Source organism: Pseudemcibacter aquimaris (assembly GCF_028869115.1).
In the GTDB taxonomy this organism is placed as follows: domain Bacteria; phylum Pseudomonadota; class Alphaproteobacteria; order Sphingomonadales; family Emcibacteraceae; genus Pseudemcibacter; species Pseudemcibacter aquimaris.
Window position 1 is genome coordinate 353,800 of sequence record NZ_CP079800.1, and the last position, 17,307, is coordinate 371,106.

Below are 17,307 nucleotides of genomic sequence, written 5' to 3' on the forward strand. Positions count from 1 at the left end.
CCAATTTTAGGGAAGCGAAAAAAGTTGGCATCATGTTTGCATATATAAGGGGTAGCAAAGAGCGAAGAAAATGCGAGATGTGTAAAAGTTCGTTCTTATAAAATTATAAAAAACGTTTATTAACAGTTGGTTATAAAGAAATTATGGAAAAAAATATAACGGATAATAATAAAGTGAATGTGGCTAGAAACGCTGCAGATACGCGTAATTTTTTCCTGTTCGGGCAACAGTTGCCTATCCTTTTAATGAATGTTTGGCGAATTGGAGACGTGTAAAATGACTATTAGCACAATCATCAATAATTCACTGACCGGTATTTTTACAAGCCAAGCCGCGCTTCGTACAATTACGGATAACGTATCCAACGTAAATACCGAAGGTTATGCCCGTAAGGTCGTAAGGCTTGATCCAAAAATTACAGGGGCACAAGGGGCCGGTGTTGATATCACATCCATCGAACGTGTTGTTGACAACTTTCTTGTGAAATCTTCATATGAAACCAGCGCTGAAGCATCAAGATACGAGCTAGAAAATACATTTCACGCTCGAATGCAGGCATTGCTTGGTCGCCCGGATGTGAATAGTTCATTAAGTGGTAAAATGAATAACATTTTTACCACTATGTCTGAACTGGCACTTAATCCGCTTTCAACTATTTTAAAAGAGTCCACCGTTACTAGTATCAATTCATTCGGTACCGAACTTGGAATGATTGCGGAAAATATCCAAAGCATGCGTCTGGATGCCAGTACCCAAATCAGTGAAACAATTGAAAAGATTAACGGTCTTGTAAGACGCGTTGAATATCTTAATCCGCTAATTGTGAAAGAAACTGTGACAACCGGTGATGCTGGTGCTCTTATTGAGCAGCGCTCACAAGCCTTAAGCGAGCTTTCAAAATTAATTGATATTAATATTGTCGAAGTTGGTAACAATAAAATCGAAATTAACACCAAATCAGGCTTAAGCTTACTTGGTAATGTCAGACGTGAATTACAATATAATACACCTGGCCTTGTTAGTTCTGCGACACCATTCCCGCCTATTACGGTTCATGATGTTGATCCGACAAGTGGTAATGTAACACCAACCGGTCTGACATTAGATGGCAATATTTCGTCTGGTGAGATTTATGGTCTGATGCATCTTCGTGATGTTGAACTGGTCGCAATGTCAGAAGAGCTTGGCGCGTTAGGTGCTGCAGTGATGCATGAATTTAATAAAGTTCATAATGAAAATACGGCTGCGCCGCCACCCAATAGTCTAACAGGTATTAATACAGGAATGCTTGCAACAGACCCGCACCGTTTTACGGGGGAAAGCACATTCGCGATTACAGATGCAAATGGAAATTTGGTGGACAGCGTAACCATTGATTTTGGTGTAACAGGTCCTAACTTTTCTGATGTGATCAGTGCCGTGAATGCGGGGCTTGCTGGTAATGGTTCCATGGCTCTTACGAACGGTGTTTTAACATTTTCTGCGACCAATGGGTCAAACGGTGTTTCTATTTCGCAAGTCGCTGGTAACGAAAGTGACCGTGCTGGTAAGGGTTTCTCACATTTCTTTGGAATGAATGATTTGGTGCAAGCTCGTGAAATGGGCATGTATAAAACAGGTATTGATGCAACTGATGCACATGGTCTTGTCGGCGGCAGTACTATCAACCTGGAAATTAAGGGTGAGGGTGGCATCGATCTTGCCAGTTATACTTATACCGTAACTGCCGGACAGACTTATAACGATATACTGACGGATCTTAATGCAAGCTCGCTTGGTGCTTATATGAATTTTGCCATTAATGCGGATGGTGAATTTACATCCACACCGAACGCCGGCTATCCGGAAGCAAAATTACATGTGAAATCAGACAGTACATCACGGGGTACAACAGCGGTTCCAATTTCAGATTTCCTTGGTATGGATAGCAGATATAAAATTGATGCTGCTTTTGATTTCTCGGTCGTGGATAGAATTAACGACGATGTAAATTTACTTTCGCTTGCCCGTTTTGATGATACGGCCCTTGTTGGTGGGACAGCCATTAGTTTCGGTGATCAACGCGGTGGTATCGCCCTTCAGGATATTGAAAATGCAACTGTGAATATTGCGGCGGCTGGCGGATTAAATCAGTTTAACAGCTCGCTTGGTCAATATGCGGCAGCTGTGCTTGCTGATTTTGGTTTCCGTGCCCAACTTGCGGAAAGTTTTGGCGAAGATAGTAATGTGCTTCTTGGTGAAATTAACCAACGCATTGAAAGTATTTCCGGTGTTAACGTCGATGAAGAGCTCAGTAACATGATCGTTTTTCAGAATGCCTATAGTTCATCAGCCCGTATGTTGAATGTGGCAAAGGAAATGTATGACGAGCTAATCGGGTTAATTCAGTAATAATAAGGATAGGATAAGAAAATGACACGCGTATCAAGTTTCGGACAACAGCAGGTAATGTTAAATAGCCTGCTTAATAACCAATCCAAATTATTCGAAGATCAAAAACAGGTTGCGACGGGTAAAAAGTTTGAAAGTTATAAAGAGGTTAGTGGTGACTTAAGCACGCTTCTTGGCTCTAAAAACGTTCTTGACCGCACGACAAGTTACATCAATGCGGCGACACATGTGAAACGTAATCTTGATGTTAATAACCTTCAGCTTGAAAATGTCATTGGTAAGGCGGAAGATATTCGCCATGCGATGCTTGAAAGTATTGCGCAGGATAAAACATTTGTACTTATGGATACAATTGAAGAAGCCTTTAGTTCAATGATTGCATCCTTAAATACTGATATTGGCGGCGTCCATATTTTCAGTGGTGGTCGCACAGATGTTGATCCGATTGTTGGAACTGAATTAAATGATCTTGTTGCCGCTGCCTCTGCGTCAGATATGTTCCAAAATGATGGTCGTAAGGCCATTGCAAAAATTGGTAAAAATACGGATATGGAATATAGCTTGCTTGCGGATGAAGTTGCAGAAGATTTATTCGCAGCAATTAAAACCATTGCAGATTTTAATAACCTGACCCCAATTCAGGGTGATCTGACACCAGCGCAGAATGCATTCATTGAAGGTGAGCTGGCAACTTTTGACGCGGTGATCGAAGATTTGCGTATCGTTCTATCTAGTAACGGTATGCGCTATGGCCGTGCGGATGAACTGCTCGAGGAGCATCAGGAACAAGAAAACTTCATGTTAAATTTCATTTCCGATATCGAAGATGTGAATATGGCCGAAGCGATCACTCGTGTGAATAATGATCAAACGGCGCTTGAGGTTTCTTATAAGCTAACCAGTGAATTATCCCGATTATCGTTACTGAACTTCATTTAATGACTTGAAAATTACTTAATGACTTGAAGTTTTGCAGCCAAAGCATTATGTGACGGTCATGGAACAGAATGAAGTCAATAGCCTTGGAATTGCCAAGCCCGTAAGTGAAACGCGTGTTGTCGTCGCCATGTCAGGTGGTGTCGATAGTTCCGTTGTGGCTGCAATGTTAAAAGATCAGGGTTATGACGTGATCGGTATTACGCTTCAACTTTATGACCATGGGGTTGCTATTCAGAAAAAAGGCGCATGCTGCGCGGGTCAAGATATTCACGATGCGCGCCGTGTATCCGAAGCCATCGGTATCCCCCATTATGTACTCGATTATGAAAGCCGTTTTAAAGACAGCGTGATGGAAGATTTCGCCGACAGTTATATTCGCGGGGAAACACCCATTCCCTGTGTCAGATGTAATCAGGAAGTGAAGTTTAAAGATTTGCTAATCACAGCAAAAGATCTTGATGCAGATGTATTGGCCACAGGACATTATGTTCAGCGCATTGATGGTGAAATTAAATCAGAAATGCGCCGAGCGGTGGATCCGGCAAAAGATCAAAGCTATTTCCTTTTTGCAACCACGCAAGATCAACTGGATTATTTACGTTTCCCTCTTGGCGGTATGGTTAAAGATGACGTGCGTAAACTTGCGGAAAAATATGGTTTAAGCATAGCCAATAAACCGGATAGTCAGGACATCTGTTTTGTACCAGAAGGTGGCTACGCGAGTGTAATTGAACGCTTAAGGCCGGGCGCTGGTGAACCTGGTGAAATCGTTCATATGGATGGTCGTGTGCTTGGTGAACATAAAGGTATTATTTATTATACAATTGGCCAGCGTCGTGGGCTGGGTATCGGCGGTGGCGATCCGTTATATGTCATCAAGCTTGACCCTCATAAAAAACAAGTCATCGTTGGGCCAAAGGAAGCGCTCGAAATTTCTAAAGTCGGCATTAAAGAGGTTAACTGGCTTGGTGATGTTGAAATTCCGAAAGACGGTCTTGATGTAATGGTCAAGGTTAGATCGACACGCCCTGCGGAGCCAGCGACACTTTTCCCAGGTGAAAATTCACAAGAAGCCTATTTTAATCTGACCAAACCTGAATACGGCGTTTCGACAGGACAGGCAGCCGTTTTTTATAAAGATGACAGAGTGCTTGGTGGTGGCTGGATTGCCAGCGCTGAGACATCATTCACATTATAATTTCAATAATTAAAAATATCTGTTTACAGCGAAATAACAATTCACTATAAGAGCGCTGTCTGACGCTATTTTAGAGTCGGAAAACATATTTGGTATGGCGGGGTAGCTCAGCTGGTTAGAGCAGCGGAATCATAATCCGCGTGTCGGGGGTTCGAGTCCCTCCCCCGCTACCAAATGTTTAAATGAACCGACCTTTTGGGTCGGTTTTTTTATAATAAAGTATCTATCGATGTAGTTCCTATCTTGGGTCACCATACTTATAATTAGTTTTACGTGCTGCTTTTCTTCGGATGACTAATATCAATCGTATTTGCTATCCATTCAATATTCAAGAAATCACCTATATCTTGCCAAGGTGTTGTGTGGACGTCATTTGTAAAAGAGGAAGAGACAATTATATTTGAACTATTATACTTAAAATTCACTCTTTTTTCCGTTTTAAATAAAATTCCATATTCAAAAATCGAAATGACTTCCGCATTTTTACATTGAAAAGTTACTTCATTGCAAATCACCCAAGGCTTTTTAATTTCATCATATAAAAGAATGCTTCCTTTTTCAGCACCATAAGTGAATGATAAAGCGAAAAATGCCGGAAGCCAATGAATTGCATTTCTTAACGCCACGTTATTATCAATATAGTTTTGCGCAGGTGTTAACATGCTTAGTCCATACTTTAACCATATAAGCATTGAAAACCACCCCAATACGCTGAGCCACGAATGTAGTTTAAGTATCATTAAGAATGCAGCAAAGTGCATTAATATATCAAAAAAAATTGCTTTATATTTTGTTGAATTAATAGCACTATCTTTTGCGATACTATTTTCTTCTGCTGCAGACAACCCAATATAGAAAGCAAGTGCTTGTGATAAAAATACATATGGTGTTAACTTTAAAAAAATCATTATATGATCTTGCAAACTCAGTATTGTGAAAAACTGGAAGCCTATCTCTTGGTAGAATCCAACTTGATATGACATAATTAGACCAATTGATATTAATGATCCCCATTTTAATAAATCAGAAATGGAAAAATCTGTTTCGTTTTCTTCACTCATAAATCGACCTTTGTTCAATAAGTGTTTGTTAAAAAATTGTCAGAATTAATTATTACTTTCATGCTCTTGATTTTCGCCATCCAGCTTGTCTTGGCATTTTCCATAGAGCCGTTTGCAATACCGGCAATGATAAAAAAAGCTGCAGAAAGAATGAATAGAATAATTACTAAGTTTTGAAATTTTGCTGCCGTTCTACCGCCGCGTAAATTTATCCATGTGAGGATGGCGCTGCCGCCTACGCCAATTAATAATGAATAAACGGTAATTGGTGCGTCTAAAAATTCATAAAGTGCTGTGCCTTGGCTGAGGGCAGGGAAAATGGCACCGAGTATCCAGGCGGTTGAGACTGCCTCAAAGGCGCATGCTGAAATAAAAATTAATGCTAAAAACCAGCCCATTGCATATGAAATTTCTGTGCCAAATCCTTCGTATGCGTAAACAACTTCGCCCCCGGATTGTGGGAACATCATCCCCATTTCACCGTAACATAAACCAATGATCATCACGGCGAGGGCACCCACAAAAAATGCAATAGAAGCGCCAAAAGTGCCTGCGCTTTCTATCCATCCGCCGGCGAGCATAATCCAGCCAACACCGACCATAGTACCAAATCCAATGGCAAATAATTGATGCAATTTTACGCCTTTTGCCAGTGTATTTGTACTCATGCTATTGGTTCCCTGTAATTGCTTTATCCCTAAATGCTGATATTAATTATAACGATTAGAAATATAAGTTCTTTCTTTTTCAGCTATGCGAAAATAAATGAACTAGAATACAATTATATTAATTGTATAATGCATAGAATGTGAGTTGCGACATATTCATATTAATTAGGATTTTGTTGCATGTTTATCAAAAATAATAATTACACAACATCAAAAAATAAAGGGAATGTCATGAACATTAAAAATATTGCAGTAGTGATTTTAAATGTAATGTTTTTATCAGCAACCGCATTTGCTGATGAAGGAAATAAATTTGGTATTGATCATATTCTTGGTATTCAAACCCCTAGTGCTGTGACGGTGAGCCCGGATGGTGAATGGGTTGCTTATGTTGTTAGTCGCAATGACGAAGAAGAAGATAAGGGGTATTCCCAAATTTGGATGACATCCGTTGATGGAAAAACAACAATCCCAATGACAGCATCATATTTAAATGCGGGAAGTCCGCAGTGGAACCCTGATGGCAGTTCGTTGGGTTTTATAGGCACACGTGGAAAAGGCGATGATGCCAAATCACAAGTTTGGCTGCTTGACCGCCGTGGTGGTGAGGCGCAGCAATATACCCATGTTGAGCAAGGCGTTTCAGGTTTTCTTTGGTCGCCGGATGGTAGTAAAATGTTACTATCCATCAAAGATCCGGAACCAAAAGAACTGGATGAGAATGGTGAAGAGGTTGATGCACCAAAAGAAAAGCCCTTCGTTATCGACCGCCTACAGTTTAAACGCGATTATGTGGGTTACTTAGATCGCCGTAGAACGCATTTATACCTTCATAATGGTGATGAAGATCCAATTCAAATTACAGCCGGTGATTATGATAATAGTGATCCAAAATGGTCACCAGATGGAAGCAAAATTGCATTTGTGTCCAAAAGAGAAGGTGATCCGGACGGCAATTCCAACAGTGATATTTGGGTGGTAACGGCTGATCCGGATGCGGGCGAATATACACCGACCCAGATTACCAAGAATAAAGGATCAGACAGCAGCCCTGCATGGTCGCCGGATGGAAAATGGATTGCCCACATTACAATCACGGAGCCTGAAAAATTATGGTATGCGACATCAATGCTTGCGGTAATTGCATCGGACGGTAGTGGCAAGGCCAACATATTGACCAAAGATTATGATTATATGGTCTACCGCCCATCATTTTCAAAAGATGGTCAAAGTATATATTTCTTACCCGACGAAGGTGGAAATGGCCCATTAATGTCAATTGGTGTTAATGGTGGTGATATGACCACTCATACAAATGGCGAAATAACGGTTCGTGATTATGATGTTGGTCAGGATGGAACCATCGCTACCATCCAATCAAGCCATCACATTCCACACGATGTACATGTTTTGAATGATGGAATGGCAAATCGCATCACAACACTTAATGATGAACTTCTGGATGGAATTGAGCTTGCGAATGTCGAACGATTAAAAGTGCCGGGTTGGAATGACGAGCCAGTTGAAAGTTTCGTTTACTATCCACCAAACTATGACAGCAGTAAAGCTTATCCGACTATCTTTGTCCTTCATGGTGGTCCGGTTAGTCAGCATGATACGGCGTTTGATACATGGGGACAGTTATATGCCGCGAATGGATATATCGCCGTCCTTCCAAACCCGCATGGATCAACCGGATATGGCAGTGATTTTACATATTCACTGAACCGCCAATGGGGAGTGCCGGATTTTGCAGATGTTGATAAAATTGCTGATTATTTGGTGGCGAACGGCATCAGTGATGATGACCGTCTTGGTGTTGGTGGCTGGTCTTATGGTGGAATTCTTACCAATTATGTGATTACACAATCAGGGCGCTTTAAAGGTGCCGTGACCGGTGCAAGCGAGGTAAATCACCGCGCCAATTATGGTCATGATCATTATCAACTTCAGTGGGAAATTGAATTTGGTCTTCCGTGGGAAAATATTGATGCATGGGAAGCGATTAATCCGTTCAATAATATCGGTAAAATCACAACGCCGACACTTGTGATGGGCGGACAACTTGATTGGAATGTTCCAATTCAGAATTCAGAACAACTTTATCAAGGTCTAAAACGATTGGGAATTGATACCCAATTAATCGTTTACCCAAATGAGCATCATGGCATCAGAAGGCCAAGTTTCCAACGGGATCGGTTAGAGCGTTTCTTGGGGTGGTATGATAAGTATGTAATAGGGCAGTAAAACTCCCAAATTCTTGCCGTCAATTATGATGTATGTTATACTCACTGCTGGTAAATTGTTGGGCAATACAAATTTTTTACAACTTTAAATTAAATTAACGGTTCTTTTACAAGAACTCGTTATGGTAATTTCATGGATAAATGGGCCATTGAGGAAATCTAAATGTGTCTAGGGAATTAAAGATGTTAAAAAAATATCTAGATTTATTAAAGAAATGTCATAGTCACCAAAAAGGTGTAACAGCTGTATATTTGGGTATTATGTTACCGATTTTTGTTGGGTTTGCTGGGTTGGCGTTTGATACGTCTGTTTGGTTTTTACAAAAACGGCATAATCAAAGTACTGTTGATGCAGCCGTAATGGCCGCAGCATTGGAAATTAGAAATCAATTGGATAATAACAGCACAGCCACGCAGGCAAGCTTGTCTGCAATTGCAATTGCAGATGCTGCAAATAACGGATTTACTGTTGGCGGTAGCAATTCACTAACTGTCAGCAGTCCGCCTTCGGCTGGATCATATAGTGGTCAAAATAATTACGTGCATGCGGTAATTTCATCACCAGTAGAAGGGTTTTTCACGAGAGCTTTAGGTTTTAGTGACGTTATGGTAACGGCATCAGCTACTGCTGGGACACGTGAAATTGTTGCTGGTGGTGGCGGTGGATGTATCGTAGCACTGGATGAATCAGCATCAGGTGCCCTTATAACAATCGGCACCACAACGATTGATGTGAATTGTGCGCTTTCTTCTAATTCAACAGCTGAAGATTCAGTTATTCTAAGTGGTAATTCAACCCTAGAGGAATTGGTTTCAGCTATTAACGCAGTTGGAAATATTAAAATTGGTGGCAGCACAGATATCCATGTGGATACAGATGTTAATACGTATACTTCTGGCACTGATGATCCTTTTCCTGATTTAACTGTGCCTGCGATACCGTCTACTTGTGAAGTAAATGTTGGAAACGGACGAGGTAATTCATTAAGTACGCTTGCATCGGATTATCCATCATTTGTCATTGAAGAAACGAACGATAGTGGTGATGTTACAGGTTATACTTTTAAGCCAGGGCGTTATTGTAATACGGGAAGTAGTAATAACGCCATTGATTTTGGTGGTGAGAATATCACAATGGATACAGGCGTCTATATATTTGATGATGGTTTGAATTTATCTGTTGGCTCCAGCGATAATATTTCTGGAACAGGTGTGTCAATCGTTTTAACTGGTGATACTTCATCATCTATTGGTGATGTAAATATTAATGCTGGCGCAACCGTTAATTTGACTCCTCCCACGGTAGCTGGGGTTGCATCGTGGTCAGCAGAAAATGCGCAATATGCAGGTGTTACTCTTTATGTTGACCGAAATAAAGATTGGGAAAATAATGCCAATAAAATTAACGGTGGTGCGAATGTTTTATTAGATGGCGCCGTTTATATGCCATCTCAGGATTTGGAATGGATTGGTAATTCGAATAATGTCGGTGGTTGTGGAATGTCTGTTAGCGCAACTGCAAAATTTTCAGGTAGCAACGGATATAATCTTTCGTTGACTGAGGCTACATGTACAGCATATGGTATTTGGGACCTAATTAATAATAGTGGTACGTCAGTTCGCATTGCGTTGTTGGTTGAATAATGGGCGTGACATGATAAGATTTTCTCTTAAAAAATTTACAAAAGATAACAGCGGCACTTCTGCGTTAGAACTTGCGCTATTGTCGCCAGTGATTATTTTAATGCTTGTAGCTGCGGTTGATTATGGTTCTGCGTATGTGCGGCAAATGGAAATTACAAACGCTGTAAAAGCTGGTATTCAATACGCAATGGTGATGAGACCTGTTACAATCACAAACGTTAATGCAGATACGAATGAAGTTACGGTTATTGCAGATATTGAATCACTTACTTCTGCAGAAGTGAATTCCCATCTTGCATCGTCATCGAATGATACAACAACAATTGTTTCTAATCTTTATTGTACATGCGGCGGGACTGAGCAATTATGTACGGCAACTTGTGTTTCTGATTTTGGTGCGTATATGGAAGTAACAGTTTCAGAAACGTTTGTGCCACCACTTTTAAATTATAATTGGTTGCCTGATGGATATATTAACTTGTCATCCAGCTCTACCATAAAAATTAATAGTAAATAATGGACGTTAAATGTTTCAGAAGTTAAGAAAACTTAGAGAAAGTGAAAATGGAGCTGTTGCTGTAGAATTTGCAATGGTAATTCCTGTTACATTGGCATTGACGTTTTTTTTCTTTGAACTTTGCCGAATAGTTTTCTTGCAAAATGTATTAAGCTATTCAGCTGCTCAAGCATCCAGATATGCCATGGTGCATTTTGATAATACGAGTGTTGACAGCGATTATCTTGATGGGCTTGAAGCTGACATCAAGACATATGCTAAGCGTTCTATGTATTTAATTGATGACAATTTGATTTCCGATTTTACTATCACTACTGCTGATCCCGATGACGAAGGGCGAAGAAATGTTGATATATCTATCAGTTATTCATATTCTCCTATGATGCCACTTTTGTCCGAACTAGAAGTGACAATGAAAGGTGAGTCAAAAGCATTCCTTGTGCAAGGTATTGATTAGTTTATTTCTCTTTCACAATTCCAAGTTTTCTTAAATTGGAAATGATAATTCCGCTACATACAAGCACGAACCCAATGATGTGGTATGTTTCAACGGGTTCATCCAATATGATTATGGCGAGTATGCCGCTGAAGACTGGCATGCTGTAATAAATCAGGCTGGTTTTAACGGAGCCGATATTATCCACAGAATACTGCCATGCGAACCATGCGACAACGGATGCCATAATTCCCACATATGCATATATGCCCCATGCTTCTAATGTGAATGGGGTTGGTGCCACATAGGTTGCTTCCCATAAATAGCAAGGCAGTAAGAACAATGTGCCAATACCCATGATCGCGGTTAAGAATGTCCTCGTTGACATTTCTTTTGGCTTAAAAGTAATTGCAACGCTCCATGCCGCCCAAATCAGCGTACTGAATATCAAAATAATATCACCATTGTTCCAATCCTGACTGAATACGGTTAGCGGATTACCATGGGTCACAACCATTAGCGCGCCAATGAAAGCGCAAATCGCACCCAGAACTTTATATCTGGATAATCTTTCCACACCCATGATACCGGCAATGACCAGCGTCCCGATAGGCGCTGTGGCAGATACGATGGCAATATGATGGGTTGTTGTAAATTGGCCTGCGAAATAAATCAGCGTGTTATAAAACCCGATGCCGATAATCCCCATGACCACCATGAATTTCCAGTTATCCCTTACCAAATGCCATTCTTTAATGGTTGCTTTTAATCCGATAGGCAATATGAAAATAAACGCCACCAGCCAGCGCCAAAACGCAAGGGTAAATGGCTTTATCCATTCATTGACACCCTGGGCGATCACAAAATTACCTGACCAGATAACGCAGGCGGAAAGGGCGATTAAAATCGCTAATAACTCTTTTTTAGTCATGGTGAATTATCCCAGTTTCGCGATTTCTGATGTGACCGCGTTAAAATGATCAATGTCTGCGTCGTTGTTAAAAAGTGATGCGCCAACGCGGATTTTTGTGCCGCCATGTTTGTATGTGACCTTGATGTTTTCATTTTGATATTGTGATCTGACAGCATCCGGCGATTTTCCGTGATAGAAAGTCACGACCGATGACCTGTTCCCTTCGGGTGTATCGCACTTAAGGCCCAGCGACACAATATGTTCACGCATTTTGTGGGCAAGGGCAACTGTGTGGCCTTCTATGTTGTTTACGCCAATGCGGCCAATATAATCAAGCGCAGTTCCAACAACAGATACGGACCCAAAGGCCGGTGTTGCAAAACCATATTTTGCCGCATCAGGGTACGGATCAAAATCACGGAATTTTTCCATATCGGTCACGGCGAACATGCCGCGACGATCAGCGGCGATCATGTCCTGTAATTCACGCTTTACATAAAAGAAAGCCGTACCATAACTGGCGAGTAGCCATTTATATGTGCCGCATCCCATAAAGTCGATATCTGCCGCCTTGACGTCAAGTTCGACCATGCCGACGCCTTGAATAGCATCAACGTAAATATAGGCGCCATTTGCATGGGCAAGGTCGGATAACGGACGAAGGTCATGACATAAACCATTTTCATGGGATACGAATGACACGGAAACAATGCGCGTATTGTTATCAACCATTTTTTCGAAATCTTCGAACCGTGTGCGGCCTGTTTCATCGCGTTCTACTATGCGGACTTCTACGCCCATATTCTTGGCGAAATAATCATAGAGAATAAAACTCGCGTTATATTGAAGATCATCCGTCACCACATTGTCACCGGCTTTTAGTCCAAGATTGTTAACGACAATATTTTCGGCTTCTGTTGTGGTGTAAATTAGTCCGATTTCGCCCTGTTCCGCATTCACAAGGTTTGCAAACTTTCCGCGCACAACACGCCCTTCCGCAAGGAATGGCCCAATACTATCGGCTGGATCAGCACGGTCCTTGAAAAAATTAATGCCTGCTTCCACAACTTGATTGGGGGAAACTGCATGATAGGCCGTGTTGAGGTAATTTGTGGTTTTTAAAAGCGGGAAATCTGAACGAATACCAAGCGGGTCATCATGGCTGTTACTTGCCGCGCGCGCCGCCGTTAACATTGGCGATGCGACAAGCGCAGCGGAAGTTGCCCCAACAAATTTTCTTCTGGTGATATCCATTAATTTTCCCTCTTTTACAAATTACTTATCCGCCAGGTCCTCAGCAGTGAAACGCGAATCCGGATCAATGATAAATTTATCACGGTTTGGCATTTTTATGGCCTTAAGGCTTTCTGCATCAAGTGTTAAATCCGGATCATCAATCACACCCGTTTCAACAAGTAAGAATGCTGTTAAACCGTAGGCTTCATCATTGCTAAGTGTGCCCGGGTCGGTCAGTGGCATGGCACGGCGAATAAAATCAAACAGTGATGTTGCATAGGGTAGCTTTTTGATATCGCGGCGACCTTCGTGCATGCTGCCTGCCCCCATTGCGCGCACGCCTTCTAATTTTTCACCGTGGCATACGGCACATTGATATTCATATAATTCACGGCCAAGGGCAACATTGCCGCTGCCGTCTGGTAAGCCAGTACCATCAATATGAATATCGCCGTCATATCTTGCAATTTCATCGGGGCTGACGGATGTGCCGAAGCCATATTTTTCTTGCGCAGTCGCGTAAACAGCACCAAAGGTGAGGGACGTTGCAACGGCTGTAAAACCGATAATATTTTTATATTTAGCGAACATTTGTAATCTCCCCATCTTGTGCGATGTGCCATTTCTGGATGGCGTTGTTATGCATTATGCCAACGGGACCCTGAAGCTTATACATTTCATCATAGGTCGGCTGAACATATCCGGTATCATCGGTGCAGCGGCTAAGGATTGTTGTTTCTTTGCCGTCCCAACGCCATGGATGGGTAAAGCGCGTATGACATTTCGGAAGTACTGGGCCTTGCAATGTCGCGTCCTGCCAAGTGTTGCCGTCGTCCGTTGATACTTCAACCTTTTTGACGGTGCCATGACCAGACCAGCCAAGACCGCTTATTTCATAAAAACCGGGGCCATTCAGCTTCATTCCTCCGGATGGGGATGTGATGACAGAACGTGCTTCCATATAAAATGAAAAGGCGCGGATTTCATCATTGGGTCGTGGGTCGGCATATTCGGTGTTTTCATGATGGGTCCACCATGGTTTATCACCAACCTCTAACCTGCGTAGCCATTTGACATTCATGTTGCCTTCAAAACCCGGTACAATAAGGCGCAGCGGGAATCCTTGTTCAGGGCGAAGGAATTCACCATTTTGCGCATAGGCAAGAAACGCATCATCCATCGCTTTCCAAAGCGGGATGCTTCGGGTCATGCGGGCGCCATCGTCGCCCTCGGCCAATATCCATTTGGCGTCACCACGAACTCCAAGTTCATTAAGCAGCACTTTTAATGAAACACCCGTCCATTCGGAACAGCTTGTAAGTCCGTGTGTTTGCTGAACGGTCTTGCCGCGCGGGGCCATCCATTCACCCATACCGTTTCCGGCGCATTCAAGGAAATGAAAATGACTAACCGATGGAAATCTCAGAAGATTTTCCATGGTAAATATTTTTTCATCATCCACCAATCCGTGGATCAGCAATTTATGCTCGCTCGGATCAATATCAGGAACACCGCTATGATGTACTTCGAAATGAAGACCGGATGGTGTGACCATGCCGCGGCTGTGTTGAAGTGGGGTAAAGCCACCACCCACAAGACCGTTTGCAGATCCCCGCATTTTCGCGTCTTTTACATAGGGTGATCTGTCAGCATAGGTAACAGAACTATCAATTGGTTCCCCCGGTCCGCGCCCTGGTATCAGTGTAGTATCCTGCGCGAGTGCACTATCCGCAAGCAGCGCGGCACTTCCCGCCAGGCTAGCCTGCATAAAATGTCTTCTGGATGATTTCATGATTTTTTCTCCCTGAGTATGGAGAAAGAGTATGATCGCTGAAATGCAATTTGGCAATAAAAAACCCCGCCGAATTTTTAAGGGCGGGGTTTTAAATCAATCGGTTACGATCTATTCGCGGTTGCCTAGGAATTGGAGTAGGTGTAAGAATAGAAGGATGAAATCTAGGTATAAATCTAAAGCTCCATAAATCGCTTTCTTTTTAGCAACCTCATGACTGTCGTTAATATCATACCATAATTTTATTTTCTGTGTATCGTATGCTGTAAACCCTGCAAAGATTAGAACGCCTACTGCAGATGTTACAAAATGTAGCATTGTAGATTGCAAGAAAAATGCATTTACAAGCCCGGAAATGAGTAGGCCAATTAGCCCCATCATTAAGAATGTTCCCAAAGGGGCCAAGTTTCTTTTGGTTGTATAACCATAAATACTTAGTGATCCAAAAGCCGCTGCTGTTATGAAAAACGTTCTGGCTATGCTTACACCTGTATAAATCATAAGTACGTATGATAATGAAACACCAAATAATACAGCAAACACCCAATATAGTATTTGAACAGTTGAAGCTTTCATACGGTTCAAGCCTGCACTAATTCCGAATGATAAACCAATAGTCACGATAAATAGAATCATTCCTAAACCTGTTCGCCCGCCCTCAGCTGTAAAAAAGAGCGAAGCCAATGCAGGCGTATTCGCTGTCACATATGCAGCAAGACCCGTAAGCGCAAGCGCAGATGCCATGTAATTATACACGGTTAACATATACGCGCGCAGGCCCTCATCGATCTCTGCCGCAGTCTGTGTGCGTGAATTTGAATAATATTGGTTTTGATCAACCATTAAAATCAATCCTTTCAAAAATAAACATAGTTACACTATATATTGTCATATCATCACAATATTTCAAGAGTTTTACAGATTATGTTCTCTTTTTATATGATTTAGGAAACCTTCGGCGGCATCCTCAATAATTGAAAATGTCTTTTCAAAACCGTCACTTCCACCGTAATAGGGATCCGGAACGACCGGTTCGCCAACGTGACGATCACAAAATTCAGTAAATTTGAAAAGCTTATGACGATGTTCGCCCGGGCATTCTGACTGCATATTGCGTAAATTTTCATTGTCCATGGCAATGATGTAATCAAATTCTGTGTAATCGGAATATGCAACCTGCCTCGCGCGTAAGGTGGATAGATCGATACCATATTTACTTGCCGTGTGTTGTGATCGTTTATCAGGTGGATTACCGATATGATAGGCGGCGGTTCCGGCGCTATCGATCATGATGTCCGTTAATCCTTCTTCTGATGCTTTATGTCTGAACACCCCTTCTGCGGTTGGGGATCTGCAAATATTCCCAAGACAGACGAATAGTATTTTTATCATTATATATCCTGTTTTCTGTTAATCGCTTCACGGTGGGCGGCATATACTGCGCTGCCTAGAATAATCGATGCACCGATGAATGTGTAAATATCCGGTGTTTCATCAAAAAAGAAATACCCGATCAGAGCCGCGAAAATCAATCTTGTGAAATCGATGGGTAAGATGGCTGTGGCTTCTGATTGTGCAAATGCTTTTGAAATAGAATATTGGGCCATGGCGGCACACATACCCACGGCGATGATGGCCCACCATAACTCGACAGGCGGCCATGACCATTGGGTCAACGCCACAATGAAGGAAAGCGGTAATGTGAATAGCAATGACCACACAGCCACCACATTCGGTTTGTCGGATTGGCTTAGGGTTCTGATGCAAATAATGGCGATGGCAACTGTAAAGGCACCAGTAAGCGCTGCCGCAACACCGCTGTTAAACGGAATTGATCCGGGTCTTAACAGTATCAGCATACCAATAAAGCCTGCGATCACGGCGCTGATGCGTGGTAACCTGATGCGTTCTTTTAAGAATATGGCTGCCAAGATCGTTGCAAAAATGGGCGCCGCGAAACTATATGATGTGGATATGGCCAGCGGAATAACGGTAACCGCATAAAAACTGGCAATCACCGCAATGCCTGATACCATGCCGCGAAAGAAATGTAGCCCTAATCTTTCTGTTCTTAACCCGCGAAGGCCGACTTTGGAAAAGGTGGGGATAAGAAATATGATCGCGAATAATGTTCTGACAAATGCAGTCATAAAGGGGTGGATATCATGAACCGATAAATATCTGATAAGGCCGCCCATTGTTGAAAACAAAAGACAGCTCAGCAGCATAAACAATGGACCTTTCAAATTTTCGTTTATGTCCATTG

Annotated in this window: 16 protein-coding genes and 1 tRNA gene; 8 read left to right on the top strand and 9 right to left on the bottom strand. The window is 42.0% G+C overall.

What is annotated here, in order from left to right; all coding sequences use genetic code 11:
- Positions 1-276 precede the first annotated feature (276 nt).
- From flgK to KW060_RS01665, 4 genes are all read left to right on the top strand, one after another.
- Positions 277-2,391 (top strand): flagellar hook-associated protein FlgK, encoded by a 2,115-nt coding sequence (gene flgK, locus KW060_RS01650; protein WP_249036737.1) that lies wholly within the window; start codon positions 277-279, stop codon positions 2,389-2,391.
- A gap of 21 nt (positions 2,392-2,412) precedes the next feature.
- Positions 2,413-3,330, top strand: coding sequence for a flagellin (locus tag KW060_RS01655; RefSeq protein ID WP_249036738.1), 918 nt, complete (start codon positions 2,413-2,415; stop codon positions 3,328-3,330).
- A gap of 58 nt (positions 3,331-3,388) precedes the next feature.
- Positions 3,389-4,528: a tRNA 2-thiouridine(34) synthase MnmA gene (gene mnmA / locus KW060_RS01660; protein ID WP_249036739.1), complete on the top strand. Its 1,140-nt coding sequence runs from the start codon at positions 3,389-3,391 to the stop codon at positions 4,526-4,528.
- Between the two features lie 96 nt (positions 4,529-4,624).
- Positions 4,625-4,701, top strand: a tRNA-Met gene (locus tag KW060_RS01665).
- Positions 4,702-4,797: 96 nt separating this feature from the next.
- Here the strand turns inward: KW060_RS01665 and KW060_RS01670 are convergent.
- Positions 4,798-5,589 (bottom strand): hypothetical protein, encoded by a 792-nt coding sequence (locus KW060_RS01670; RefSeq protein ID WP_249036740.1) that lies wholly within the window; start codon positions 5,587-5,589, stop codon positions 4,798-4,800.
- Between the two features lie 14 nt (positions 5,590-5,603).
- Positions 5,604-6,257, bottom strand: a complete 654-nt coding sequence (locus tag KW060_RS01675; RefSeq protein WP_249036741.1) for an APC family permease — start codon at positions 6,255-6,257, stop codon at positions 5,604-5,606.
- Positions 6,258-6,488: 231 nt separating this feature from the next.
- Here KW060_RS01675 and KW060_RS01680 point away from each other — a divergent pair, with 231 nt between their 5' ends.
- From KW060_RS01680 to KW060_RS01695, 4 genes are all read left to right on the top strand, one after another.
- Positions 6,489-8,504, top strand: coding sequence for a S9 family peptidase (locus KW060_RS01680; protein WP_249036742.1), 2,016 nt, complete (start codon positions 6,489-6,491; stop codon positions 8,502-8,504).
- Between the two features lie 182 nt (positions 8,505-8,686).
- The gene (locus KW060_RS01685; protein WP_249036743.1) at positions 8,687-10,147 is read left to right on the top strand and encodes a TadE/TadG family type IV pilus assembly protein; all 1,461 of its coding nucleotides are present in this window, start codon (positions 8,687-8,689) and stop codon (positions 10,145-10,147) included.
- Between the two features lie 10 nt (positions 10,148-10,157).
- Entirely contained in the window at positions 10,158-10,664 is a 507-nt protein-coding gene (locus tag KW060_RS01690) for a TadE/TadG family type IV pilus assembly protein (protein WP_249036744.1), read from the top strand.
- A 10-nt stretch (positions 10,665-10,674) separates the two neighbouring features.
- Positions 10,675-11,121, top strand: a complete 447-nt coding sequence (locus KW060_RS01695; protein WP_249036745.1) for a TadE/TadG family type IV pilus assembly protein — start codon at positions 10,675-10,677, stop codon at positions 11,119-11,121.
- Position 11,122: 1 nt separating this feature from the next.
- Here KW060_RS01695 and KW060_RS01700 read toward each other — a convergent pair whose 3' ends face one another.
- From KW060_RS01700 to KW060_RS01730, 7 genes are all read right to left on the bottom strand, one after another.
- Positions 11,123-12,031: a DMT family transporter gene (locus KW060_RS01700; protein ID WP_249036746.1), complete on the bottom strand. Its 909-nt coding sequence runs from the start codon at positions 12,029-12,031 to the stop codon at positions 11,123-11,125.
- Positions 12,032-12,037: 6 nt separating this feature from the next.
- Positions 12,038-13,267 carry an aminotransferase class V-fold PLP-dependent enzyme gene (locus KW060_RS01705; RefSeq protein WP_249036747.1) on the bottom strand — a complete coding sequence of 410 codons (1,230 nt, stop codon included), beginning with the start codon at positions 13,265-13,267 and terminating at the stop codon, positions 12,038-12,040.
- 21 nt (positions 13,268-13,288) lie between these two features.
- Positions 13,289-13,840 (bottom strand): c-type cytochrome, encoded by a 552-nt coding sequence (locus tag KW060_RS01710; RefSeq protein ID WP_249036748.1) that lies wholly within the window; start codon positions 13,838-13,840, stop codon positions 13,289-13,291.
- Entirely contained in the window at positions 13,830-15,041 is a 1,212-nt protein-coding gene (gene soxC, locus KW060_RS01715) for a sulfite dehydrogenase (protein WP_249036749.1), read from the bottom strand. The genes KW060_RS01710 and soxC overlap by 11 nt, the downstream gene beginning before the upstream one ends.
- A 111-nt stretch (positions 15,042-15,152) precedes the next feature.
- Positions 15,153-15,884, bottom strand: coding sequence for a Bax inhibitor-1/YccA family protein (locus KW060_RS01720; RefSeq protein ID WP_249036750.1), 732 nt, complete (start codon positions 15,882-15,884; stop codon positions 15,153-15,155).
- A 72-nt stretch (positions 15,885-15,956) separates the two neighbouring features.
- Positions 15,957-16,433: a low molecular weight protein-tyrosine-phosphatase gene (locus tag KW060_RS01725; protein WP_249036751.1), complete on the bottom strand. Its 477-nt coding sequence runs from the start codon at positions 16,431-16,433 to the stop codon at positions 15,957-15,959.
- The gene (locus tag KW060_RS01730) at positions 16,433-17,305 is read right to left on the bottom strand and encodes a DMT family transporter (RefSeq protein WP_274757310.1); all 873 of its coding nucleotides are present in this window, start codon (positions 17,303-17,305) and stop codon (positions 16,433-16,435) included. Before KW060_RS01730 ends, KW060_RS01725 begins: the two co-directional genes overlap by 1 nt.
- Positions 17,306-17,307 lie beyond the last annotated feature (2 nt).